General features: G+C 55.7%; 19 protein-coding genes. 10 read left to right on the top strand and 9 right to left on the bottom strand.

Annotation, left to right across the window (positions count from 1 at the left end; translation table 11 throughout):
* Positions 1-80 precede the first annotated feature (80 nt).
* The 3 genes from LIO98_RS06700 to LIO98_RS06690 form a co-directional block, all read right to left on the bottom strand.
* Positions 81-1013, bottom strand: coding sequence for a LysR family transcriptional regulator (locus LIO98_RS06700; RefSeq protein WP_291954541.1), 933 nt, complete (start codon positions 1011-1013; stop codon positions 81-83).
* Positions 1014-1130: 117 nt separating this feature from the next.
* Entirely contained in the window at positions 1131-1682 is a 552-nt protein-coding gene (locus LIO98_RS06695) for a phosphoribosyltransferase family protein (protein ID WP_291954537.1), read from the bottom strand.
* A gap of 12 nt (positions 1683-1694) precedes the next feature.
* The gene (locus tag LIO98_RS06690) at positions 1695-2807 is read right to left on the bottom strand and encodes an NCS2 family permease (protein WP_291954534.1); all 1113 of its coding nucleotides are present in this window, start codon (positions 2805-2807) and stop codon (positions 1695-1697) included.
* Positions 2808-3100: 293 nt separating this feature from the next.
* Here LIO98_RS06690 and LIO98_RS06685 point away from each other — a divergent pair, with 293 nt between their 5' ends.
* From LIO98_RS06685 to ilvA, 8 genes are all read left to right on the top strand, one after another.
* Entirely contained in the window at positions 3101-3823 is a 723-nt protein-coding gene (locus tag LIO98_RS06685) for an FCD domain-containing protein (protein ID WP_291954531.1), read from the top strand.
* Positions 3824-4080: 257 nt separating this feature from the next.
* Positions 4081-5796: a thiamine pyrophosphate-binding protein gene (locus LIO98_RS06680; RefSeq protein WP_291954528.1), complete on the top strand. Its 1716-nt coding sequence runs from the start codon at positions 4081-4083 to the stop codon at positions 5794-5796.
* Positions 5797-5846: 50 nt separating this feature from the next.
* Positions 5847-6842, top strand: a complete 996-nt coding sequence (locus LIO98_RS06675; RefSeq protein WP_291954526.1) for a TAXI family TRAP transporter solute-binding subunit — start codon at positions 5847-5849, stop codon at positions 6840-6842.
* Between the two features lie 144 nt (positions 6843-6986).
* Positions 6987-8843, top strand: a complete 1857-nt coding sequence (locus LIO98_RS06670; protein ID WP_291954522.1) for a TRAP transporter fused permease subunit — start codon at positions 6987-6989, stop codon at positions 8841-8843.
* 110 nt (positions 8844-8953) lie between these two features.
* Positions 8954-9382 carry a hypothetical protein gene (locus tag LIO98_RS06665; RefSeq protein ID WP_291954519.1) on the top strand — a complete coding sequence of 143 codons (429 nt, stop codon included), beginning with the start codon at positions 8954-8956 and terminating at the stop codon, positions 9380-9382.
* A 12-nt stretch (positions 9383-9394) separates the two neighbouring features.
* The gene (locus LIO98_RS06660; protein WP_291954516.1) at positions 9395-10729 is read left to right on the top strand and encodes an L-serine ammonia-lyase, iron-sulfur-dependent, subunit alpha; all 1335 of its coding nucleotides are present in this window, start codon (positions 9395-9397) and stop codon (positions 10727-10729) included.
* A gap of 35 nt (positions 10730-10764) precedes the next feature.
* A complete protein-coding gene (locus LIO98_RS06655) occupies positions 10765-11214 on the top strand; it encodes a hypothetical protein (RefSeq protein ID WP_291954514.1) in 450 nt (149 codons plus the stop codon).
* Between the two features lie 9 nt (positions 11215-11223).
* Positions 11224-12477 carry a threonine ammonia-lyase IlvA gene (ilvA, locus tag LIO98_RS06650; protein ID WP_291954511.1) on the top strand — a complete coding sequence of 418 codons (1254 nt, stop codon included), beginning with the start codon at positions 11224-11226 and terminating at the stop codon, positions 12475-12477.
* A gap of 89 nt (positions 12478-12566) precedes the next feature.
* Here ilvA and LIO98_RS06645 read toward each other — a convergent pair whose 3' ends face one another.
* On the bottom strand, positions 12567-12818 hold the full coding sequence (locus tag LIO98_RS06645) for a hypothetical protein (RefSeq protein ID WP_291954508.1): 252 nt from the start codon (positions 12816-12818) through the stop codon (positions 12567-12569).
* Between the two features lie 556 nt (positions 12819-13374).
* Between LIO98_RS06645 and yedE the strand changes: the two genes are divergently transcribed.
* Both yedE and LIO98_RS06635 read left to right on the top strand, forming a co-directional pair.
* A complete protein-coding gene (gene yedE, locus LIO98_RS06640) occupies positions 13375-14442 on the top strand; it encodes a YedE family putative selenium transporter (RefSeq protein ID WP_291954506.1) in 1068 nt (355 codons plus the stop codon).
* Between the two features lie 12 nt (positions 14443-14454).
* A complete protein-coding gene (locus LIO98_RS06635) occupies positions 14455-14670 on the top strand; it encodes a sulfurtransferase TusA family protein (protein ID WP_291954504.1) in 216 nt (71 codons plus the stop codon).
* A gap of 118 nt (positions 14671-14788) precedes the next feature.
* Here the strand turns inward: LIO98_RS06635 and LIO98_RS06630 are convergent, their stop codons facing one another.
* The 5 genes from LIO98_RS06630 to LIO98_RS06610 form a co-directional block, all read right to left on the bottom strand.
* Complete coding sequence (locus LIO98_RS06630; protein WP_291954502.1) at positions 14789-16102, bottom strand: histidine-type phosphatase; 1314 nt, start codon at positions 16100-16102, stop codon at positions 14789-14791.
* A 92-nt stretch (positions 16103-16194) separates the two neighbouring features.
* The gene (locus tag LIO98_RS06625; protein ID WP_291954500.1) at positions 16195-16983 is read right to left on the bottom strand and encodes an XdhC/CoxI family protein; all 789 of its coding nucleotides are present in this window, start codon (positions 16981-16983) and stop codon (positions 16195-16197) included.
* 179 nt (positions 16984-17162) lie between these two features.
* Positions 17163-18209 (bottom strand): molybdopterin-binding protein, encoded by a 1047-nt coding sequence (locus LIO98_RS06620; protein ID WP_291954498.1) that lies wholly within the window; start codon positions 18207-18209, stop codon positions 17163-17165.
* On the bottom strand, positions 18206-18643 hold the full coding sequence (locus LIO98_RS06615) for a Fur family transcriptional regulator (protein ID WP_291954497.1): 438 nt from the start codon (positions 18641-18643) through the stop codon (positions 18206-18208). Before LIO98_RS06615 ends, LIO98_RS06620 begins: the two co-directional genes overlap by 4 nt.
* A gap of 72 nt (positions 18644-18715) precedes the next feature.
* Positions 18716-19459: an IclR family transcriptional regulator C-terminal domain-containing protein gene (locus tag LIO98_RS06610; protein WP_291954494.1), complete on the bottom strand. Its 744-nt coding sequence runs from the start codon at positions 19457-19459 to the stop codon at positions 18716-18718.
* Positions 19460-19744: the final 285 nt, after the last annotated feature.

Raw genomic sequence — 19744 nt, 5'->3', positions numbered from 1 at the left:
AGTAAATGTTAATTTATATCTTTCACAAATTGCAGGTACTAATTTGAGTATATCGATATTACGATATCGGTATACGCTGCTTATTTGAGGTTGTCGGAAACTTCCGCGACGGTTTCTTTTAATTTTTTAATAAAAGTCTTATCTTCACGGCTAAAACGGTAATTTTTTCGGAATATAAGAATATCGCGGAAGGAGTTGTCGGCGTCGCAGCAGGGGCGCTGTACGAGGCTGAAGCAGTCGAGCACCTCGCGCGGCATCGGCGAGACCCAGATATAGGTGCAGGGCAGCCGTTGGAGCAGCTCAAACTGTATGCCGCGTTCATAGACGGCGATCTTTTTCTTTTTTTCATGCTTCTGCGCGAGCATCCGCGCCTCGGAGACGGGCATCGCGGGAACGGAGTTGTCGTCGTGTACGATCTCCGTGAACTGGCGCAGGTCACTGTAGCTTATCTCCGGGGCCACCGCGAGCTGGTGTTCCCGCGACATCAGCGCGAGATACTCGAAGTTCCAGATGGTCTTGTATTTGAGGCCGCGCTTGTCGAGCGCCGAGAGGAAGTATTTTTCATGAACGTCCTGATAACGCACGATGCCGAGGCCGAAATGTCCGTCGCTGACGTCTTTTATTGTCTGCATCGAGTTGGTCTCCCGGTATTTGAGGTCGATGGCCTCGCCGCCGTCGAGGGTCTGGGTGAACTTTGTGAATGCGTAGGCGGCGTAGCTCGCGCGCGGCTGCGAGAGGCTGAACGCCTGCGCTCCGGAGGGTTTGTAGAGCGATTCCAGCTCGTCTATCTGCATCAGGATGTTGCGCGCGTACTTGAGGAACTGCGCCCCCTGCGGCGTCGGCACGACGCCCTTGGAGGTGCGGTTGAATATCGTGATATTCATATCCTCCTCAAGTTCGCGGATAGCCTTGCTCAAATGTGGCTGTCCCATAAATAAGTTTTCCGCCGCCCGTGAAATGGAGCCCGTCTTCTCAACCTCGACCGCATATCTCAGGTGCTGTATGTTATTCATGAAGGTACCCCCGGATGATTTTTCATTTTAATATAATAGCAGAAAAAGAGAAAAGCGGTCCTCAAAAAAGGGCCGCTTTTCCGTTTTTACATGGGTTTTACGAACCTATAAGGGACGTTACTGATCTTTAAAGACCGGCAGCCTCTCCAGGTAAATGAGGTCGTCCTTCGAGTAGCCGCCCTCTTCAAGCAGGACGGCGACTTTGCTGACGACCGTGCAGCCTGTTTTCGCGAGCACCTCTTCGAGCGAACGCAGCGAGCCGCCCGTGGATACGACGTCGTCTACGACGCAGACTCTCTTGCCGCTGAGTTTCGCGGCGTCGAATTCGTCAATGACGATGATCTGCTTTTCCGTCGTTGTGATCGATTTGACCTCGGCGATGATGGGGTGCTCCATATAGCCCTTGACCGATTTGCGCGCGACGACATAGTCGACGCCCATACGCACCGCGAGGGCGTGCGTAAGGGGGATGCCCTTCGCCTCCGGGCAGACGAGCATCTCTATCGCTCCCAGCTTTTTGATCTCATCATAGAGCGCGTCGGCGCATTTTTCGATGAGCTGGGTGTCTCCGAGCATTACAAAGGAGGCGATACGGAGGTTGGGGGCCACGCGAACCTTTTTCAGCTCCCGTGCCAGTCCCGCGACATGCAGAGTGTAGGTTTCATTCATAATCATATCTCCTTATAGTCCGAATATCAGCTTGATCGCCACGCCGGCGAGCAGCCCGTAGAAGGGGTTCCAGCGGGCGGAGACGATGACGGTTGCCCCGATGGCCATGCCCCAGGGGGAGAAACCGAAGGGGCCCTGCGCCGCGGGCGCGAGCGAGATGGCGGCCTGGATGTTTGAGATGAAGGTGACGAAGACGCCGAGAACGAAGAGGAGGCCGGAGATGGCGGAGCTGTGGACGTAGCGGCCAAGGACGGGCAGCAGTTTAAAAAATAGTATCGCCGCCATTATCAGCATCATGAGGATGGAGGCTCCCACAGGGTGCGGCGCTGTCGCCGTTCCGGAGATGATTGCCTCCACGGGACCGCCGCCGAAGAAGGTGGAGCCCATGTCGGCGAGCGAGGAGTATATCGCGAGGTGATCGATGTTCGCGCTGGTGTTAGCGATACTGCCTGTTATCTTCCCGAAGCTGATGTTGGCTCCGATGTTGAGGCAGGCGAGGGCAAGGCCGCTGACGAGGATCTTCGGATACTTCCAGATCTTCCATTCGATATTTCCCAGCGTGAGCCTTTCGCGGCTCTCGTCCACGCAGAGGTCCTGCGCCTCGACTTTTCCATATTTTTTCATGATATTGAAGACTATCGTCGCCGCGATGACGGAGATGATGACCGTCTTCGCGAGGTCGAAGGTGATGAACCAGGTGGCGAGGGCGACCACCATTGAGGAGATGCCGGAATATTTTTCGGCCTCAAGCATATCGATCGAGACGAGCGCGAGCATTACGCCAACGCCGGCCATCATCGCGTTGACGATGACGGGGCCGATCACCTCGACGATCTTTTCGTTGAGGCCGAGCGACGAGGGGATGAGGAGGAAGAGCGCGCCCCAGAATACGAGGCTCATCCTTTCACGCGGCGTGCTGCCGAGCTTACCGGCGACGGCTATCGTCTCCGCCTGGAAGGATATCGTCGCCACGGAATTGAAGGCGAAAGAACCTGCGGCTCCGATGAGGAAAGCTATCGCGGTAGGAAAGGCCGCGAAGCCGAGCGATAGCGAGAGCAGTCCCTGCGGCACTCCGTTCATGACGACGGCAAGCGCCGTCAGCAGATCTGTTGCGTATGATTCCATATAAAGATGCCTCCTGAAAGTTTTATAAAGTAGCCGTTATTGGCCAAAGCGTTAATAAAACTACATTAGGCTAGGGTATTTGTCAATCACGTAATTATAATTTAATATAGAAGTTTATTTTTGTCAGGAAATAGTTCGGGTTTGAATAACCATATGGGCAGTGTTATCATTATGATACGGGTTTATACGGAAAATTACCGGCAGCGATAAAATCGTCGTTATATGTGACTTATAATTATTTCACGGCTCCGACCTGGGGCGGCGGCCTGCTTAAATATGTTTGGAGGAAAGTTATGAAGACAGTAGAAGAGAATGTCAATCCTTTGGAATTCCCTATCCTGCATATGATGCGTGAAGCCGGGGTGCCGCTGGGAGCTGGTGCGATCGGCGAGGTGTTGGAGCGTCAGGGTATTTCGATAAGCGAAGCCGGCATCGGCAGGGCGCTCCGCTCTTTCCGCCAAAGGGGGCTGCTTGAACGCCGGGGGTTTCAGGGACATGTCATAACGGAAACGGGCATTGAAAGGCTCGCGGATCTTGAGGCGGCCAAAAGGTACGGAGAGACGCTGAAAAAGTTGATGGAAAAGGGTCTTACGCAAAACTATAACGTCGTCGACATCCTGACGGCGAGACGCGCCCTTGAACGTGAGGCGGCCTATCTGGCGGCGCTCAAGGCGACGCCGGAGGATATCGCCGAACTGGAAAATATCGTTAAGGCCCAGTATAGCGGGATGGAGAAAAATGAGAATTACGCGGACCACTCCGCGGCCTTCCACAAGACGATCATGAAGATGGCCCGCAGCTCGATACTCAGCAACCTTTATGACTTGATCGGACTCTCGGTCCAGTGGCAGGACTTTTTTATCGGGACATTCAAAATGTATAACCAGCCCGTCAACGTATCACATGAGAAGGTCCTGCAGGCGATAAAGGACCGCGATCCCGAGAGGGCGTCACTGCTGATGGGAAAACATCTCACCGACGTCGTTGACAACGCTAAAAAACTTTATCTGGAGTGACGGTCTCCTCCATCGTCACGGTACAAAAAATAAATAATTATGGGCCTGCGCTGAGGTGCGGGCCCTTTTATTGTTTGCGTAATACGGCGCTATAATTGGCGGCATTATTATTCATAATTAGCTTAAAAATAAATTCTAAGGTAATTATATTGAGTTGACAGAGCAGATAATTATGTTTATAGTATAGCTGCTCATCCGTGACGGGCGGCGATAATTATTTTTTCAAAATAAAACAAATGCTGAGTGGGGGTATGCGTATGAAAATGTCAGGTGCGCAGATTATATTGGAGATGCTGCGGCTGCATGAGGTAAAGCATGTATTTGGCTTGCCCGGAGAGACGACTCTGGGTTTTTACAGGGAATGGCTTAAATGTTCGGATATAGAACATATCCTGACCCATGACGAGCGCGCGGCCGCATATATGGCCGAGGCTTACGCCAAGGTCAGCGGCAGGGTCGGTATCAGCGAGGCTCCGAGCCCCGGAGGTTCACACCCCGTACCCGGCGTTCTTGAATCTTTTACGGGGGCAGTTCCGACGATCTGCTTTACTTCGGATGTGCCGTACAACAACGATAAGAGGAATATGCTTTCCGGCTTCGACCAGAACCGCCTTTACAGCGCGATCACGAAGGAGAGCATTCTGATAACGAAGGCTAAAGATATCCCCTTCCTCATCCGCAGGGCCTTCCGTGTCGCCCTCTCCGGACGTCCCGGAGCTGTGCATATCAGGGTGCCGATGGATGTATATACGGAAGAGGCCGAAGTTGACGACCTCTATGCCGATCCCTGCATGGCCAAATGGCCGGCCTATCGCCCCGTAGCCGATTTTTCGCAGATCGACAGGGCGGTGAAGTTGCTGGCCGCCGCGAAGCGTCCGGTCATCGTCTGCGGACAGGGGGCGCTGATCTCGGACGCGGGCGACGAGGTCCGGGCACTTGCGGAGGAGCTCAATATCCCCGTCGGCTGTACGATGACGGGCAAGGGGACGATCTCCGAGACGCACCCTCTTTCGATACGCCTCATCGGCGCCAGAGGCGGCACGAGCTATTCCAACAAATTTCTCGAGACGGCGGATCTTGTCTTTTTCATCGGTTCGAACACCGATTCCGCCGGCACCGACGCCTGGAAGCTTCCGAAGCAGAGCGGCGATCTGAAGGTGATATATTTGAACATCGACGGCGTGGACGCGGGGAATAATTACCGCACCGACGTCGTTCTCCTCGGCGACGCCAAGGCCACGGTGGGGATGATGGTTGAGAAGATAAAGGCCGAGGGAATTAAGTCCAACGCGGAAAACAGCTGCGAGGCCGCGCCGGCGATGAAGGCGCTCGATGAGTCCCTCCGCGAATTTGTAAAATCGACGCAGTCGCCGATACATCCGGTCCGTTTTATGAAGGAGCTTGAGGCGCTGCTTCCTGAAAAAAGCCATATCGTCGTGGAGCCGAGCGTCGGCAGCATCTTCTCCGCGGCCTATATAAAGCAGAAGGAGCAGGGGCGTCTTTTCCTCTCAAATTATTCCAACGGGGCGCTGGAATACGCCCTTCCCGCGGCCATCGGCGCGGCGGTGGCGCATCCGGACCATACGATCATCGCGCTGGGCGGAGACGGCAGCTTTCACTTCAACTGCGGAGAGCTTGAGACATACGCACGCCTCGGAGTCAACGTCAAGATGATAGTCTGCAACAACAACGTCTTTGGCTGGATAAAGGGAGAGACCGCCCACGTTTACCGCTCCGACTTCTTCGCCACGGATTTTGGCGTGGTGGATTACGCGGGAGTCGCAAGGGCCTTCGGGGTAAAGGCGTATAAGCTTGACGATCCCGAGAAGATAACGGAAACGCTGAAAGAGGCGATAGAGTATCAGGGTCCCGTGCTTATCGAACTGAGAGTCCCGGACGAGAGCCAGCTGGTGCCGCCGGTTCCCCGCTGGATACCCAACGCCGTCGAAAAAGATATCCCCTATTGCTATTAAATACTAGGATAAAATCCCGCAACACCAAATCGGATAAGGAGGCTGTTTCAATGAAAAAGAGTAGTCAGGTAATTTTCGGAGTTCTTGTATCTGTAATGACGGTGCTTTTCGCCTGCACAGTCGGCTTCGCGGCCCCGCAGGATCTTAAGATCGGCTCCAATAAGGTTGGCAGCACATGGTATGTTCAGGCGGCATGTATCGCGGACGCGGTAAAGAAGGCCTATCCCGGTATGGAGATAGACGCCGCCCCCATCGCCGGCGGTATCGGCAACCTCAAGCTGCTGGGAAAGGGCCAGATGAACATCGCCCTCACGATGGGCAATAACAACCTCTGGGCCTGGAACGGACAGGTCCTCTTTGACAAGCCGATAAGGAATATCCGTACCCTGGTTGGCGGCCTTGACCAGTTTTATGTCGGCATCGCGGTCCGCAGGGGCAGCGGTATCAAATCGCTGGAGGATATCGTCAAGAACAAGCAGAAGATCCGTCTCATGACGGTCCAGCGCGGGACGACCGGCGAAGCCTCCGCCGCCCATGTGCTTGAGGCGGTGGGGATGAACTACGACGATATAAAGAAATGGGGCGGCGCCGTCGACCACATGGACTTCGAAGCCATCACAAACGTGATAAAGGACGGCCGCTGCGACGTCTTTATCCAGGCCCTCTCCAAGGGACACCCCACCTTCACGGAGCTCGCGGTGCTCGGCAAGATAGATCTGATCACCATCTCCAAAGATTCCCTGAAAAAGCTTGAGAAGTACGGCTATACGCAGTCGCTGCTCCCGAAGGACAGCTTTAAGGGGCAGACCGCGGACCTTATTCTCCCCGGCTACCGTTCGACGCTCACCGTCACCGATAAGATGGACGACGAAACGGCCTACAAGATCACGAAGGCGGTCGTAGAGGGCAAGGACGCGCTTGTTAAAGGGCACAAAGCCTTCGCGGAATTCGAGCCTTCAAAGGGCGGCAGCCCGGAGAACCTTGGCGGCGTTCCCCTCCACCCCGGTGCGGCCAAGTATTATAAGGAAAAAGGATATATAAAATAGGACCGGTTCTCAGCGAGAGATTTTAATAACGTAGTTCTCAGGGGGAATTGAGTTTTTAGCCAAACTTTTCCCCCTGTCTTTTAACTTTGGAAATGTCTTTAAATAAGATCCGAAGGTAAGATCGTTTTGAAAGGATGGTCTTAGTTGGAAAAAACACGTAAACATCTGGCCTTTTGGGTGTCCCTGTGCTGGCTCGCGGGGCAGATATATATCGCCTTCGTACCGGTCCAGGGAATGGTCATAAAGCCGCTGCACGTCGGTTTCGCGCTGCTGCTGGTATTTCTTCTGAAGCCCTTCATCAAAGAAAAGCCCTTGCTGTCAGCTTTCATCGACGCCGTCTGTTTTTTGATCACATTCGCGTTTATGGCCCACATCGTGCTTAACTCGGTGCGGATAGTCGAGCGAATTCCGTTTGTCGACGATCTCTTTTATTTTGACAAGTTTTTCGCCTTCGCCCTCGTCATTCTTCTGATGGAGGCCGGGAGGCGTTATCTTGGCTGGTCGATGACGATCATCGCCGTGATATTCATGCTCTACAGTTTCTTCGGCAGGAGCCTGCCCGGCATCCTCTCCCATCAGGGGGTAGACCTGATCAGCTTTGTGGAGAACCAGGTGATGACCACCGGCGGTATCTTCTCAAGCCCGATCGCGGCATCCGCCGATACGATCTTCTATTTCATGATCTTCGGAGCCTTTCTCGCCGCGACCCCGGCGGGGAAATTATTTGTTTCGATCGCGAAATACGCTACCCGTAATTCCATCGGCGGACCCGGCAAGGCATCCATCCTCGCCTCCGGCCTCTTCGGCATGATCAGCGGAAGCGCCGCGGCCAACGTCGCCTCCGTCGGCGTCATCACGTACCCGATGATGAAGAAGGGCGGATTCAAGCCGGTATTCAGCGCGGCGCTCCTGGCCACCGCCGGGACTGGCGGACAGCTGATCCCTCCGGTAATGGGAGCCTCGGCCTTTATCATGGCGGACATGATCGGGATATCCTACTTTAAGATCATCCTCTGCGCCACGCTGCCAGCGCTGCTGTATGTCGGTTCGCTTCTCTGGGAGGTTCACCTCGAGGCCAGCAAACAGGAGATCAAACCGGAAGAGATAGACGCGAAGGAACACCTCGCCGTAATAAAGGGCTATCTGCATCTGATGCTGCCGATCGTCGCGCTGGTGGTGCTCATCGCCATGGGGCGTTCTCTGATGTATTCCGCCCTCGCCTCCACCGTGGTGCTCATACTCCTCTGCCAGATCAAAAAGGATACGCGGCTGTCGCTGAAGGAGATAATCGATATGGGGGTCGACGGGACTAAGGCTTCGGTGATCGTCGCCCTTCCCTGCGCGCTGGCGGGAATAGTGATCGGCGAGGTCGTATTTACCGGCCTGGGACTGCGTTTCAGCGCCGTCATCGCCTCCTTCTCCGCCAATAGCCTGCTGCTGGCGCTTCTGCTTTCGACGGTGATGATAATTATCATGGGAATGGGCATGCCGACCAGCGCCGCCTATATCATGAGCGCCGTGCTGCTCGCGCCGGCGATGCAGAATCTCGGCGTGGAGGCGATCGTCGCCCATATGTTCATCTTCTACTTTGCGAACATGTCGATGATCACACCGCCGGTCGCCATCGCTTCCTATACGGCGGCCGGCATCGCGGAGACGGGACTGTGGGAGACCGGCATCGAAGCGGTGCGGCTCGCCATAATCCTCTTCCTCATCCCCTTCATCTTCGTCTACAATCCCGCGCTTCTCGGTCTTGGGTCGATCCCGGCCATCGCCTGGGTCTTCTTCACCTGCGTCATGGGGATAATGGGGCTGGGCATCGGTGTGATCGGTTACTGGAAGGGCGATATGGGCTGGCCGATGAGGACGCTGTTCATCGTCACGGCGCTTCTTCTCATCGTGCCGGAGACGATTTCGGACATCGCGGGACTGGCGATACTCTTCGCGCTGATCTTCGTCCAGCTGAAAAGAAGCAGAGCGGCGGTACAAAGCGGCAGTTAGTTTTTACAACGTCAATAAGACTCTCTTGCGGGCTCTCCTTTATTTGTTGAGGAGGGCTCGATTTATATGATCTTTTGATTATTGTGATATCGGAAAAGGATGTGCGAATGATGATTCTAAAGTTTAACAGGGATATTTTTCATGCTAAAAGAGACGCCGAGGGCGAGGTGATCGTCGTTCTTGACGGCAAGAGGGACGACAGGAAGCTCAAGATCGAAACGCATTACGCGCGGTCGCTGAAGAAGTATGACATCCATGAGGTGATCGTCACCGACGAGAGCGATGCGGAGCTTGGCGGTGAAGTCAACAAAATAGGTTATATCTGCTTCTTTGAAGTTTCGCAGGGAGGGCATATAATCTTAGGAGACGGTTTATATATAGCCGGCGATCTGATAGGCAGAGTTGTCGGCTTTGACGATATTCATATGCCGAATCATATGAATATCATCGTTCAAAGTCAGGATAGACGCTCTGCCAGGGAATGTGGCATAATGCTGGGGGATAAGGTCTCGATAGGCTTTATCCGTGGAAATAGTTAAGGGGGAAAAAGATTGGTTACGTTAAAAGAATTTCTTCGCAGCGAGGTAAAACCGGCGCTGGGGTGTACGGAGCCCGGAGCGGTCGCGCTCGCGGTGGCACGCGCCTGCGCGGAACTTCCGGGACGGGATGATATCGCCGCCGTGCGTGTGACGGTGAGCTCCAGCATCTATAAGAACGGCATGGCGGTCGGCATCCCCGGCACTAAGGGCGCGCGCGGCAACGCCATCGCCGCGGCGATGGGCGCGATCTGCGGGGATGCCTCGCTCGGTCTGGAGGTGCTTCGCAACAGCACGCTGGAGGATGTGGCGAAGGCTGAGGCCTGGGTGCGCGACGAGCGCGTCTCCATCTATTGTGATCCCGACAGGAGCGGCGTTTATGTGCTCGCCTCCGTATTCACGCCGGGCCACAAGGCGGTCTGTCTCATCGAAAACAGCCATTCTAACGTTGTTAAAACAGTGCTCGACAACGAAACTACATACGAGGCCGAGCGTAAAGGTTCTTCCGCCAGCGGCTTTGACGACGGTTTCCCGCAGACACTGCAGGAGGCGCTCGCCATGGCCGACGAGATCGACGCCGAGGATGTCAAGTTCATCTGGGACGGCATCAATATGAACTATAAGGTCGCGGAGGGCGGTTTCAGGTCTCCGCAGGAGTGCAGCAGCTGCGGCGCCTGCCTCCAGGGCAGCAAGTTCGGGCTTACGCTGCTTGAGATCGACCAGGACTGCGGCTGCGACAAGGTGCCGGCGGCGATGGAGATCCGCAGCACCTGCGCCGCGGCGGCGGAGGCGAGGATGTCCGGCATTCTGCTCCCCGTCATGAGCAGCGCCGGCAGCGGCAACTACGGGATAACGGCGATCCTTCCCGTCGCGGTGCTCGGCAGGCGCACGGGCAAGAGCGAGGAGGAGATCGCGAAGGCGGTCGCCGTCAGTCATATCGCGACGAGCTTCGTCAAGCACAATCTCGGACGCCTCTCCCCCGTCTGCGGCTGTTCAGTAGCCGCGGGAGCGGGAGCCGCCGCGGGCATGACCTATCTGATGGGCGGCAGCTATGATCAGATATGCACCGCGATGAGCCTTCTGCTGGCGAATATCGCGGGGATGCTCTGCGACGGGGCGAAGGAGAGCTGCGCGCTGAAGGTCGGAGCCGCGGCCACCGAGGCCTATTACGCGATGGAATGGGCGCTTATGGGACAGCGGCTTGCCGTTCCTCAGGGCGTATTCGGCGAGACGATCGAAGAGACGGTGGAAAATGTCGGGCGCATTTCGCGCGAGGGAATGAGAACTGTCGACCGTGTCATGATTGAGATTCTCGACAAAAGGCACCGGCCGAGTTCGGTAGCATTTTAATTAATATAATTAAAGAAAGGTCTGAAGCAGGAGCTATGAAAAAGAAAATAAACAACGCCGTGGCAGCGGCGCTTATCTGTGCGGTAATGGTTGTCTCGGTGCCCGCGGCGCGGGCGTTTGATCTCGGCGATATCCTCAAAAAGGGCGCCCTCGGCGTTGCCGGAGGCTGGCTCGTAACGGCCATTTCGCCGCAGATGAACGATTTTATCAACACCATCACCTTCAATAAGGGCGTCAAGTACGAGGGGTACACGAAGGTCGTGCCTATAGTTTCGATCGGCGACGGCACGCGTATCGGCGCCGCCCAGGTTGGAGTGACGACGAAAGACGCTATCGATAATACGAAGGCGGTGGCTCAGATCGAGGGAGAGTTCAGCAGCATCCGCGCGACGGCGCTGATCCCGATAGACTCGCTCAACCCGATCCAGCGCTTCCGCCGCGTTAAGGGCGTCGGCGTTACGGCAATCATCAACGTAAGACTTTAGGCGCATAAGATGTCAGACTACCGGCCTCAGCTTCATGACATCCAGAAAGCAAAACAGCGCATAAGCGGCGTAGTGGTAAATACGCCGCTTATGCTGAACATCCAGCTTTCCGAACGCTACGGGGCGAATATTTGGCTCAAGCGCGAGGATATGCAGATCGTTCGCTCTTACAAGATACGCGGCGCATACAACAAAATATCCAGTCTTCCGCAGGAGGATCTCGCGCGCGGAGTCGTCTGCGCCTCGGCCGGCAACCACGCGCAGGGCGTGGCGCTGGCCTGCAACAAGCTCGGCATTAAAGGCACCATCTTCATGCCGAAGCCGACGCCGAAGCAGAAGATAACCCAGGTGAAGATGTTCGGCAAGGAGAATATCGACATCGTACTGACGGGCGACACCTACGACGATTCATGCAGCGAGGCGGTCGCCTGGTGCGAGGCGCAGAACGGGACCTTTATCCACCCCTTCAACGACCCGCAGATAATAGAGGGACAGGCTACGCTGGCCCTCGACATACTCAACGAGGCCTTCGGAGGTTTTCACTATATCCTGCTGCCGATCGGCGGCGGCGGTCTGATGTCCGGCGTGGGCAGCATCTTTAAGAGCCTGAGCCCCGACACCTGCGTCGTCGGCGTGGAATCGACGGGGACGGCCTCGATGAAGGCCGCCTTTGACGCGGGAAAGCCTGTCGAGCTTCAGCAGCTTGACACCTTTGCGGACGGCATCGCTGTGCGGAAGGCGGGAGATATCACCTTCGACATCTGCCGCGAGGTGGTCGACCGCCTGATCCAGGTGCCGGAAGGACAGATCTGCACGACGATCCTCTCCCTCTACAACGAGAGCGCCATCGTCGTCGAACCGGCGGGCGCCGTATCCGTCTCCGCCCTTGAGTATATAAAGGACGATATCCGCGGCAAGAACGTCGTCTGCGTCATCAGCGGCAGCAACAACGACATTACCCGCATGGAGGAGATAAAGGAACGCTCCCAGCTTCACCAGGGGCTCAAGCATTATTTCATCCTGCGCTTTCCGCAGCGTGCGGGCGCGCTGAGGGAATTTCTCGAGCATGTGCTCGGACCCGACGACGACATCACGCATTTCCAGTATTCCAAAAAGAACTCACGAGAACGCGGTCCCGCGGTGGTAGGAATAGAGCTGCGCCGCGCAGAGGATTTCGCGCCGCTCGTTGAACGCATGAAACAACATAATATCGTCTACGAATATTTGAACGACAAGCCCGATCTGTTCCAATTTCTTATATAGGGTTCCCACAGAAATTACGCGGTATGACAAGGGGGCGAAAAGAGACGGTTTTTAGCCGTCTCTCTTCGTCTCTGGGGTTTATAGGGGTGTTAGCTCTGGTTGGCTTTTTTAATTATCTCCGTTACCATCTCTTCACCGTGGGGCGTCATGTTCTGGATGGCCTCCAGGTCCTCGTGGGTGAAGGAGGAAAAATCGAAGTTGGCGCGCTTTAAGATGGCCGCACCGATATGGTGTACGGCATCCTTGTTTTTTTTATAGATGCGCTCCTCAAGTTTTTTCATCTTCGTATCAAGCTCTTTTATCAGCAGTTCGGGGCTTCGCCGAATTCTTTTTGTAATCATCTTGGGTTCTCTGCTAGCAGACATTTCAATCATTCCTTTCTGCGGCAAATATCAGTTTTTCCCCTGCGCATTATTCTTATAACCTCATGTTTGCAAGTATAATCAAAATTTATCTTTCGCGCATTGTGTTTTATGCCTATATTTCTCTGCGTAAGCATAATGATTAAAGGTTTGGTTTTAAGGACCTCTTTTTTCTGAGATGGAGGGCGATAGAGATGCGAGGCGCCCTGTTTAGGCTCTTGCACAACAATGTCTTGCGGCAAATTGCAAAAGTAAGCGATTAGTGCTTATAATAACCGGTGTAATTGGTAAAAATATCCTTTGAGGGGAGGACGGCTGTCATGACGTGATCTGTTTATTTTGGCTCGTGTACCGAGTCCGCCGTCTGTCGCCGTTCCCTCGCATATCCGTATATAAAAGGATAATATCCCCCTTCATCCCCGCTGTATCGATATGTGATGGGCGGCCGGTACGCCTGCCGGCGCTCTGTTTAGTCATATTTTTTATCCACGTATTTGATTAACAACAGGAGGTAAATATTTTGGACCGTTTCCTTATGTCGAAAAATGGCCCGGCGATCGCTGGGCTTGTTCTCGGCGTCATTGCGGCGCTGCTGGTAAAGTTTGGTAATCCTGGAAATATGGGCTTCTGCGTCGCCTGCTTCACGCGCGACATCGCGGGGGCCCTCGGCCTGCACCGCGCCGCAATCGTGCAGTATCTGCGTCCCGAGATCGCGGGCTTCATCCTCGGAGCCTTCGCCTCGGCGCTCGCCTTTTCTGAATACAGGCCGCGCGGCGGCTCTTCGCCGATGGTGCGCTTCGCACTCGGCTTTTTCGCCATGATCGGCGCGCTCGTCTTTCTCGGCTGTCCCTGGCGCGCCTACCTGCGCCTCGCGGGCGGCGACTGGAACGCCATCGCCGGTATCGCGGGGCTTATCGCCGGTATCGGTATCGGCGTCTGGTTCCTCTACGGCGGCTTCAGCCTCGGAGCCGCGCGCCCTACGCCGAAGGCGGCCGGGCTTGTGATGCCGCTGCTCGCCCTGGCCATCCTCGCGCTGCTTTTCTTCAAACCTTTATTTGGCCCCGAGGGCAGCGGCCCGATATTCTTCTCCGCCAAGGGCCCCGGCGCGGCGCACGCCCCCATCCTCATCTCTCTCGGCGCAGGACTTGTAGTCGGCTGGCTCGCGCAGCGCACACGCTTCTGTACGATCGGCGCGGTGCGCGACCTGATCATGGTCCGGGACTCGCACCTATTTAAGGGGATCGCCGCCTTTATCCTCGCGGCCTTTGTGACCAACATGATCCTCGGACAATTCAAGCCCGGATTTGAGGGGCAGCCAGTGGCGCATACCATGCAGCTATGGAACTTCCTCGGCATGGTCCTCTCCGGACTTGCCTTCACCCTTGCTGGCGGCTGCCCGGGACGGATGCTCATCATGTCCGGCGAGGGGGATTCCGACGCGGGCAGCTTTATCATAGGCATGCTCGTCGGCGCGGCCTTCGCGCATAACTTCTCGCTTGCAAGCTCCGGCGCGGGCATCGGCGCCTTCGGCGCGCCCGCGACGGTTATCGGCCTTGTCTTCTGTCTGTTGGTGGGCTTCGGTTTCAGGAATAGAATGGCATAGGAGGTTTTTGAAATGGAAAAGACGATCGTAGACGCGCGCGGACTCTCATGTCCGCAGCCTGTGATAGAGACAAAACGGGCGCTTGACAAGCTGAGCGCCGGTCTTGTGGAGGTACTTGTAGATACCGTGACCTCGCGTGAAAACGTCATCCGCTTCGCGCGGCACGCGGGTTGGAGGACGGAGTGGAAGGAGACGGAAGGCGGCTTTTCCGTGACGGCGGCGAAGTGACCCGGTAAAACTGCGGCGTCGGCTCTAAAGAGCCGGACGCCGCAATTTTTATGCGTTATGCGCGTATTCGGACGAGGACTTTTGTAACCAGTCCCGCCCGGAAATTTAGTCTTTACCGCTATCTGGCGTTTGCAACCCTGTTGTTGACCCAGTCGGCAAACTCCTCCGGCGAACATTCTCCCGCGGGGCGTGTGCCCGGTTTCCGCTGCATGTGCGAGAGTGATATCTGATATCTGTCTGCGGGAACGGGCCGGTCGGCGTCGCCGTGCAGAGTCTCCAGCGAAAGCCCCGTGAACTCCGCGGTGACATACCTTTCTTTTCCCCTCTGCCAGAGTGAAAGGACCAACGTACCTCCCGGAGGCACTTCGTTTTTTGCGAATCCCGGCAGCTGCCAGTCCGCGCCGATAAGCGCGCCGACGCCGGCGATGTTTGTGTCGTGTCCGACAAAGATCGCCGCCTTTGCCGCCGCCGCGGGCTCCTTGACGGCGTCGGGAACTTTAGCCAGGCATAATTCTTCCGAGAGCAGCGAGGATGCCAGCAGCATCGTAAGTTCGCTGGCGCGTCTCCTCGCAACGGAGGGGGCGCGGTTAACGGTGTTGAATATTCTGCTGTGTACGGGCAGGAGGTCTCTGAGTATCATTGTGTCCGCCGCCCCCCAGCCGGCGTTTTTCTCCGGCCACTGGCAGTATTCGAGCAGGAATATCTCCACGATGCCCGACGCGGCGCCCAGCGCGCCCGTGATGCCGACGGAGCGATCCCCGTCGTAAAATTCGATCTCGGAGGGGAGGTCGGCAAAGGTCGAACCATAGAGCAGTCCGGTCTTAGCGGCGGCCCTTTCTGAAAGCGGCCCCGTGATGTCGGCCAGCATGCTGATCTTTGGCGCAAGCTCCTGCTGGAGCGCTGTTAAACTGCCGCCGGCGTTTTTCATGATGTCGCGGCGGACGGCGTCGGTGTCAAAATCCGCGAAGCCGGCCTCTACCGGATGGAAGATGGGATAGACAAAGGCCCTCGCAGAGAGCACCGGCGTGATCCCTCCCTGCGGGGCGAGCGCTTCGGAGATGGCGTCCGCGGTGGCTTTCGTACGTTGGTCGACATCCGCGCAGATGAAAATCTTGTCGGGCGTGACGCCGAGGGACTCCAGCCGCGCGCGTTCCGCCGTCCATTGGCGGGATATCAGCGACGAGCCGCGCGCCGTGAGATGCCCGGCCCTTACCGGCCACCTGGGCCAGGGTTTCGCGCTCCATTCCGCCAGCTTGGCCGCCGGCTGTGTGGGGCTGCGGACGCCATGCCGGGAAAGTACGACCTCTTTCAGTAGCACGCTCTTTTCCGCGGCGTCTCCCCGCGTGGGGGCCAGGGCCGTGAAGAGCAGTAAAAAAATGGTGATGATCTTTATGGCATATATCTTGAAGCGAGGCATTTTGTTGCTATCCATCCTTTCTATTGTAAAAAGAGACTTTCATACTTATAAAGTATAAAAGTCTCATATTAAAGGGTAAATAACGAATCCGACGGTGTGTTTCTTGCCTATCCGCGCAGCCTTTTTATATCCGCGCCGTATTTTACGGCTATTATCTCCGCCATTACCGATACGGCGATCTCGTTTGGCGTCTCAGCCTTGATCGGCAGCCCGATCGGCTGGTATATCCGGTCGAGATGCTCCTCGCTGACGCCGCGTTCGAGCAGCATTTTGCGCACCGTGGCGATCTTGCTGCGCGAGCCGATCATGCCGTAATAGGCCCCGGGTTTTTTGTCCGTAACCGTGACGGCCTCGGCGTCAAGAGCGTGGCCGCGGGTCATGATGACGACGTAGCTGCGTTCGTGGAGCGTGATGCCGTTTTCGTATATCTTGTCTATGGGGCATGCGATGTTGCGCGCCCAGGGGATATGTTTGTCATTGGCGAATTCGGGGCGTTCGTCCCAGACGGTGACGCGGAAGCCGACGAAAGCACCGAGCTCAGCGACGGCGCGCCCAACGTGGCCGCCGCCGAAGATGACGAGCTCGTCGCAGCGGCCGATCGTCTCCATGTAGATGTCCGCGCTGCCGCCGCAGGCCATGCCGTCGCGCTCCGTCAGGCTTTTATGCCAGATCCGCGACGCTTCGCCGCTGTTCATCAGCTGCAGCGCCTCCTGTATCGCTTCATATTCAATGAGGCCGCCGCCGATCGTTCCCGCGATGCTGCCGTCCGGCCGCACCCACATCGAGGCTCCGCGGCTGCGCGGCGTGGAGCCGCTCTCGCTCGTTACGGTGCAGAGCACGCCGAACTTCCCCGCTTGTACCTCTTCGTTGATCTTATTCAAAAGTTCGATATTCATACTTCATCTCCTCTTATCTTTAACATATTTTTTATCACAATTAGCGCCTGTTCCGCTGAATAGATGTGGCTGACGCTAAACGGCTTGCCACGAGCGGGGCGCAGGCGTATATCAATACGTCGAAGCCGCGGTCGGGGCAAGCCGTGACGCGGCTGACGCATATATTCAGCGGCGCGTATTTAACTGCCGGCGGCGAAAGAACAAGCCGGATAATGACACGTCTGGCAGTGTTCGCAGAGGCCTCCCACGCCCCACCGGCGCACCAGGTCTCCCGGCTCGATGCCTGCGAAGACGAACGGCAGCAGCTTGTCGAGCGCGGTCCTCTCGTCAAAGGCGACGCAGGCGGGAGCGCCGATGACCGCCACGTCGCGGCCGTCCTCCGGCGAGGCGGCCCAGCCGAGCATCAGCATCGCCCCCGGCAGCGCCGGCGTTCCCTGGAAGGATATCTTGCGGCAGCGGCTGCGGATGGCGCCCGGCGTCTTGTCGTCGGCGTCGACGCTCATACCGCCGGTACAGATTACGACGTCCGCTCCCTCGTTTAGGAAGGCGGCGATCGCCTCGCTGATCTGCTCGAGAGAATCTGTGCAGAATCGCTGGCCCATCAGAGAACCGTTGAGGCGCGATAATTTTTCCAGCAATTTAGGACGGAAGGCGTCCTCTACTTTTTTGTCGACAATCTCTTTGCCTGTCGTTATCAGTCCGAGCTTCAGCGGCATGAAGGGCAGGATCATAAACGGCTTGCTGCCGCGCACCGCCGCGACGGCGCGTTCCACGCGGTAGTCTTCCATGACGAGCGGACGGATGCGGAAGCCGGCGACTACCTGCCCGGCAAGCACCGGACGGTGCGGCGCGAGCGCCGAGAGGACCCAGTCCGGGTCCTGATTGACACGGTTCACCGTCTCCGCGAGATACCAGAGAATGCCCGAGCTCTCCGCAACGAGGTTACAGCGCCCCTCGGAGGGCTCCGTCAGGCGCAGGTTGTCGCCGCAGAGGGCCTCGCCGAGCTGGCGCGCGGCGTCGTCCTCGTGTACGTCGCCTGGCGACATCTCCATTATTGAGAGATTTTCGCGTCCCATGCCGCGCAGAGTTTCAAGGTCGGCCTCGGTTATCACCTGTCCCTTTTTGAAGCGGGCGGACTTCTTGTGGTTTTTAGCGTCGATCTGTGTCAGGTCGTGGGCCAGCGGCAGCCCGATGGCCTCCTCCAGCGGGATTGTGGTTATCTTCATTTATTTTCTTCCTTTTCTTCCGATTTTTGAACGGTGCAGTCCGGACAGGTGCCGTATACGACAAGCTGTTTTCCCTCCACCTGCATCCCCTCGGGGACGGTTACGCGCGGCATCTTCTGGTCCGGAAGGCAGAACATCTTGCCGCAGGAGAGGCAGAGAAAGTGCGGATGGTCTCCGGGACAGCCGTCAAGGTCCTGCTCGTGGGCGCAGAAGCGCCACACGCCGTCGATGCCTTGCACCTGATGGACGATGCCGGAGTTTTTCAACGTATCGAGCGTGCGGTAGAGCGTGACGCGGTCCAGGTGGTCGTCGATCATTGAAAGTATCTCGCTGTGCGACATGGGAGAGCCATGTCTGAAAAGCAGCTCAAGTATCACTCTGCGCTGACGCGTGGTACGCAGTCCGGCGCTGCTCAAGATTTTTTCGATATCCAAAATAATCCCCCCATCAGCAATCTGTTTGCAATTATATTGCAAACAGGTTGAGGTTACAATGTTCTGTTTTGTTTATGCTAGTTTGACTTTTTTGACGGCCTCAAGAAGAAGCGCCTTCCAGAGAGCCCCCTCCGTCTCACAGGCAAAACGTGTGCCGATGATCGAGAGTGCGGCAAGTAAGTTGTTACCTTCATCCAAAATTGCGCATGATACAGAACCGGCCCCCGGATTTATTTCTTCAATGCTGGAGCAGCACCTGGTTCTGCGTATCTCGAATAAAGATTTGCTAAGTTCTTCCGGAGATGTGATGGTGAATGGAGTATATCTTTTTAAAGGAGACGACATGACGCTGACACGTACAGCTTCTGGCGCATAGGCAAGAAGGACCCTTGAGCTGCTTCCGGCATGCAACGGAGATTCTCCGCCTATCCTAGTTGCAATGTGTATCGAATTTTTAGAGTCTATCTTTTGTATACATACAGACTTTATACCCTCAAGAAAATTAAGCATTGTGCTCTGATTGCAAGCAATGGAAAGCTGTTTCATAATCGGGGTGAACTGTCGTACGAGTTCTGCTTTTAGTATTTCTTCTCTTGTAAATGGTAGCAATTTCATGCCATAGCGGTATGTTTTTTTTGTTTTTGAAAATAACAGCCACTCTCGTTTTGTAAGTTTTTCCAGTATAGGTTTGATTTGAGCCTCAGACGCTTCGCACTGCACAACAGTTTCTGAAAGCGAAAGCTCCAGTCTGTATCGGAAAAAAAGTTCGAAGACTTTAGCCATACATTTTATATTTGAAATCGTTGCCGCGCTCATTACCTATCTCCTTAAACCTTAAAAGGTTACCGTATTTGTTAATTATATCCTAGGGAACCGCTGATTAAAAGGTGTGGAACACCAATAGAAAGGCTAAAATATTGACAAGTCACCAAATAATGAATGTAAGAGACGTGGGCTCATGACAAGGCAGACGACTTTTGGCGATTTCGAATATCAGAGCAGGAAGCGTATATCAAAGCGCGAGGAATTCTTAAATATGATGGATAAGATCATACCTTGGCAGGGCTAGGTAGAAATAATCAAATCTTTTTGCTTCGCAGG

Source organism: Cloacibacillus sp. (assembly GCF_020860125.1).
GTDB lineage: Bacteria > Synergistota > Synergistia > Synergistales > Synergistaceae > Cloacibacillus.
This window is presented reverse-complemented; position numbering and strand designations above follow the sequence as displayed.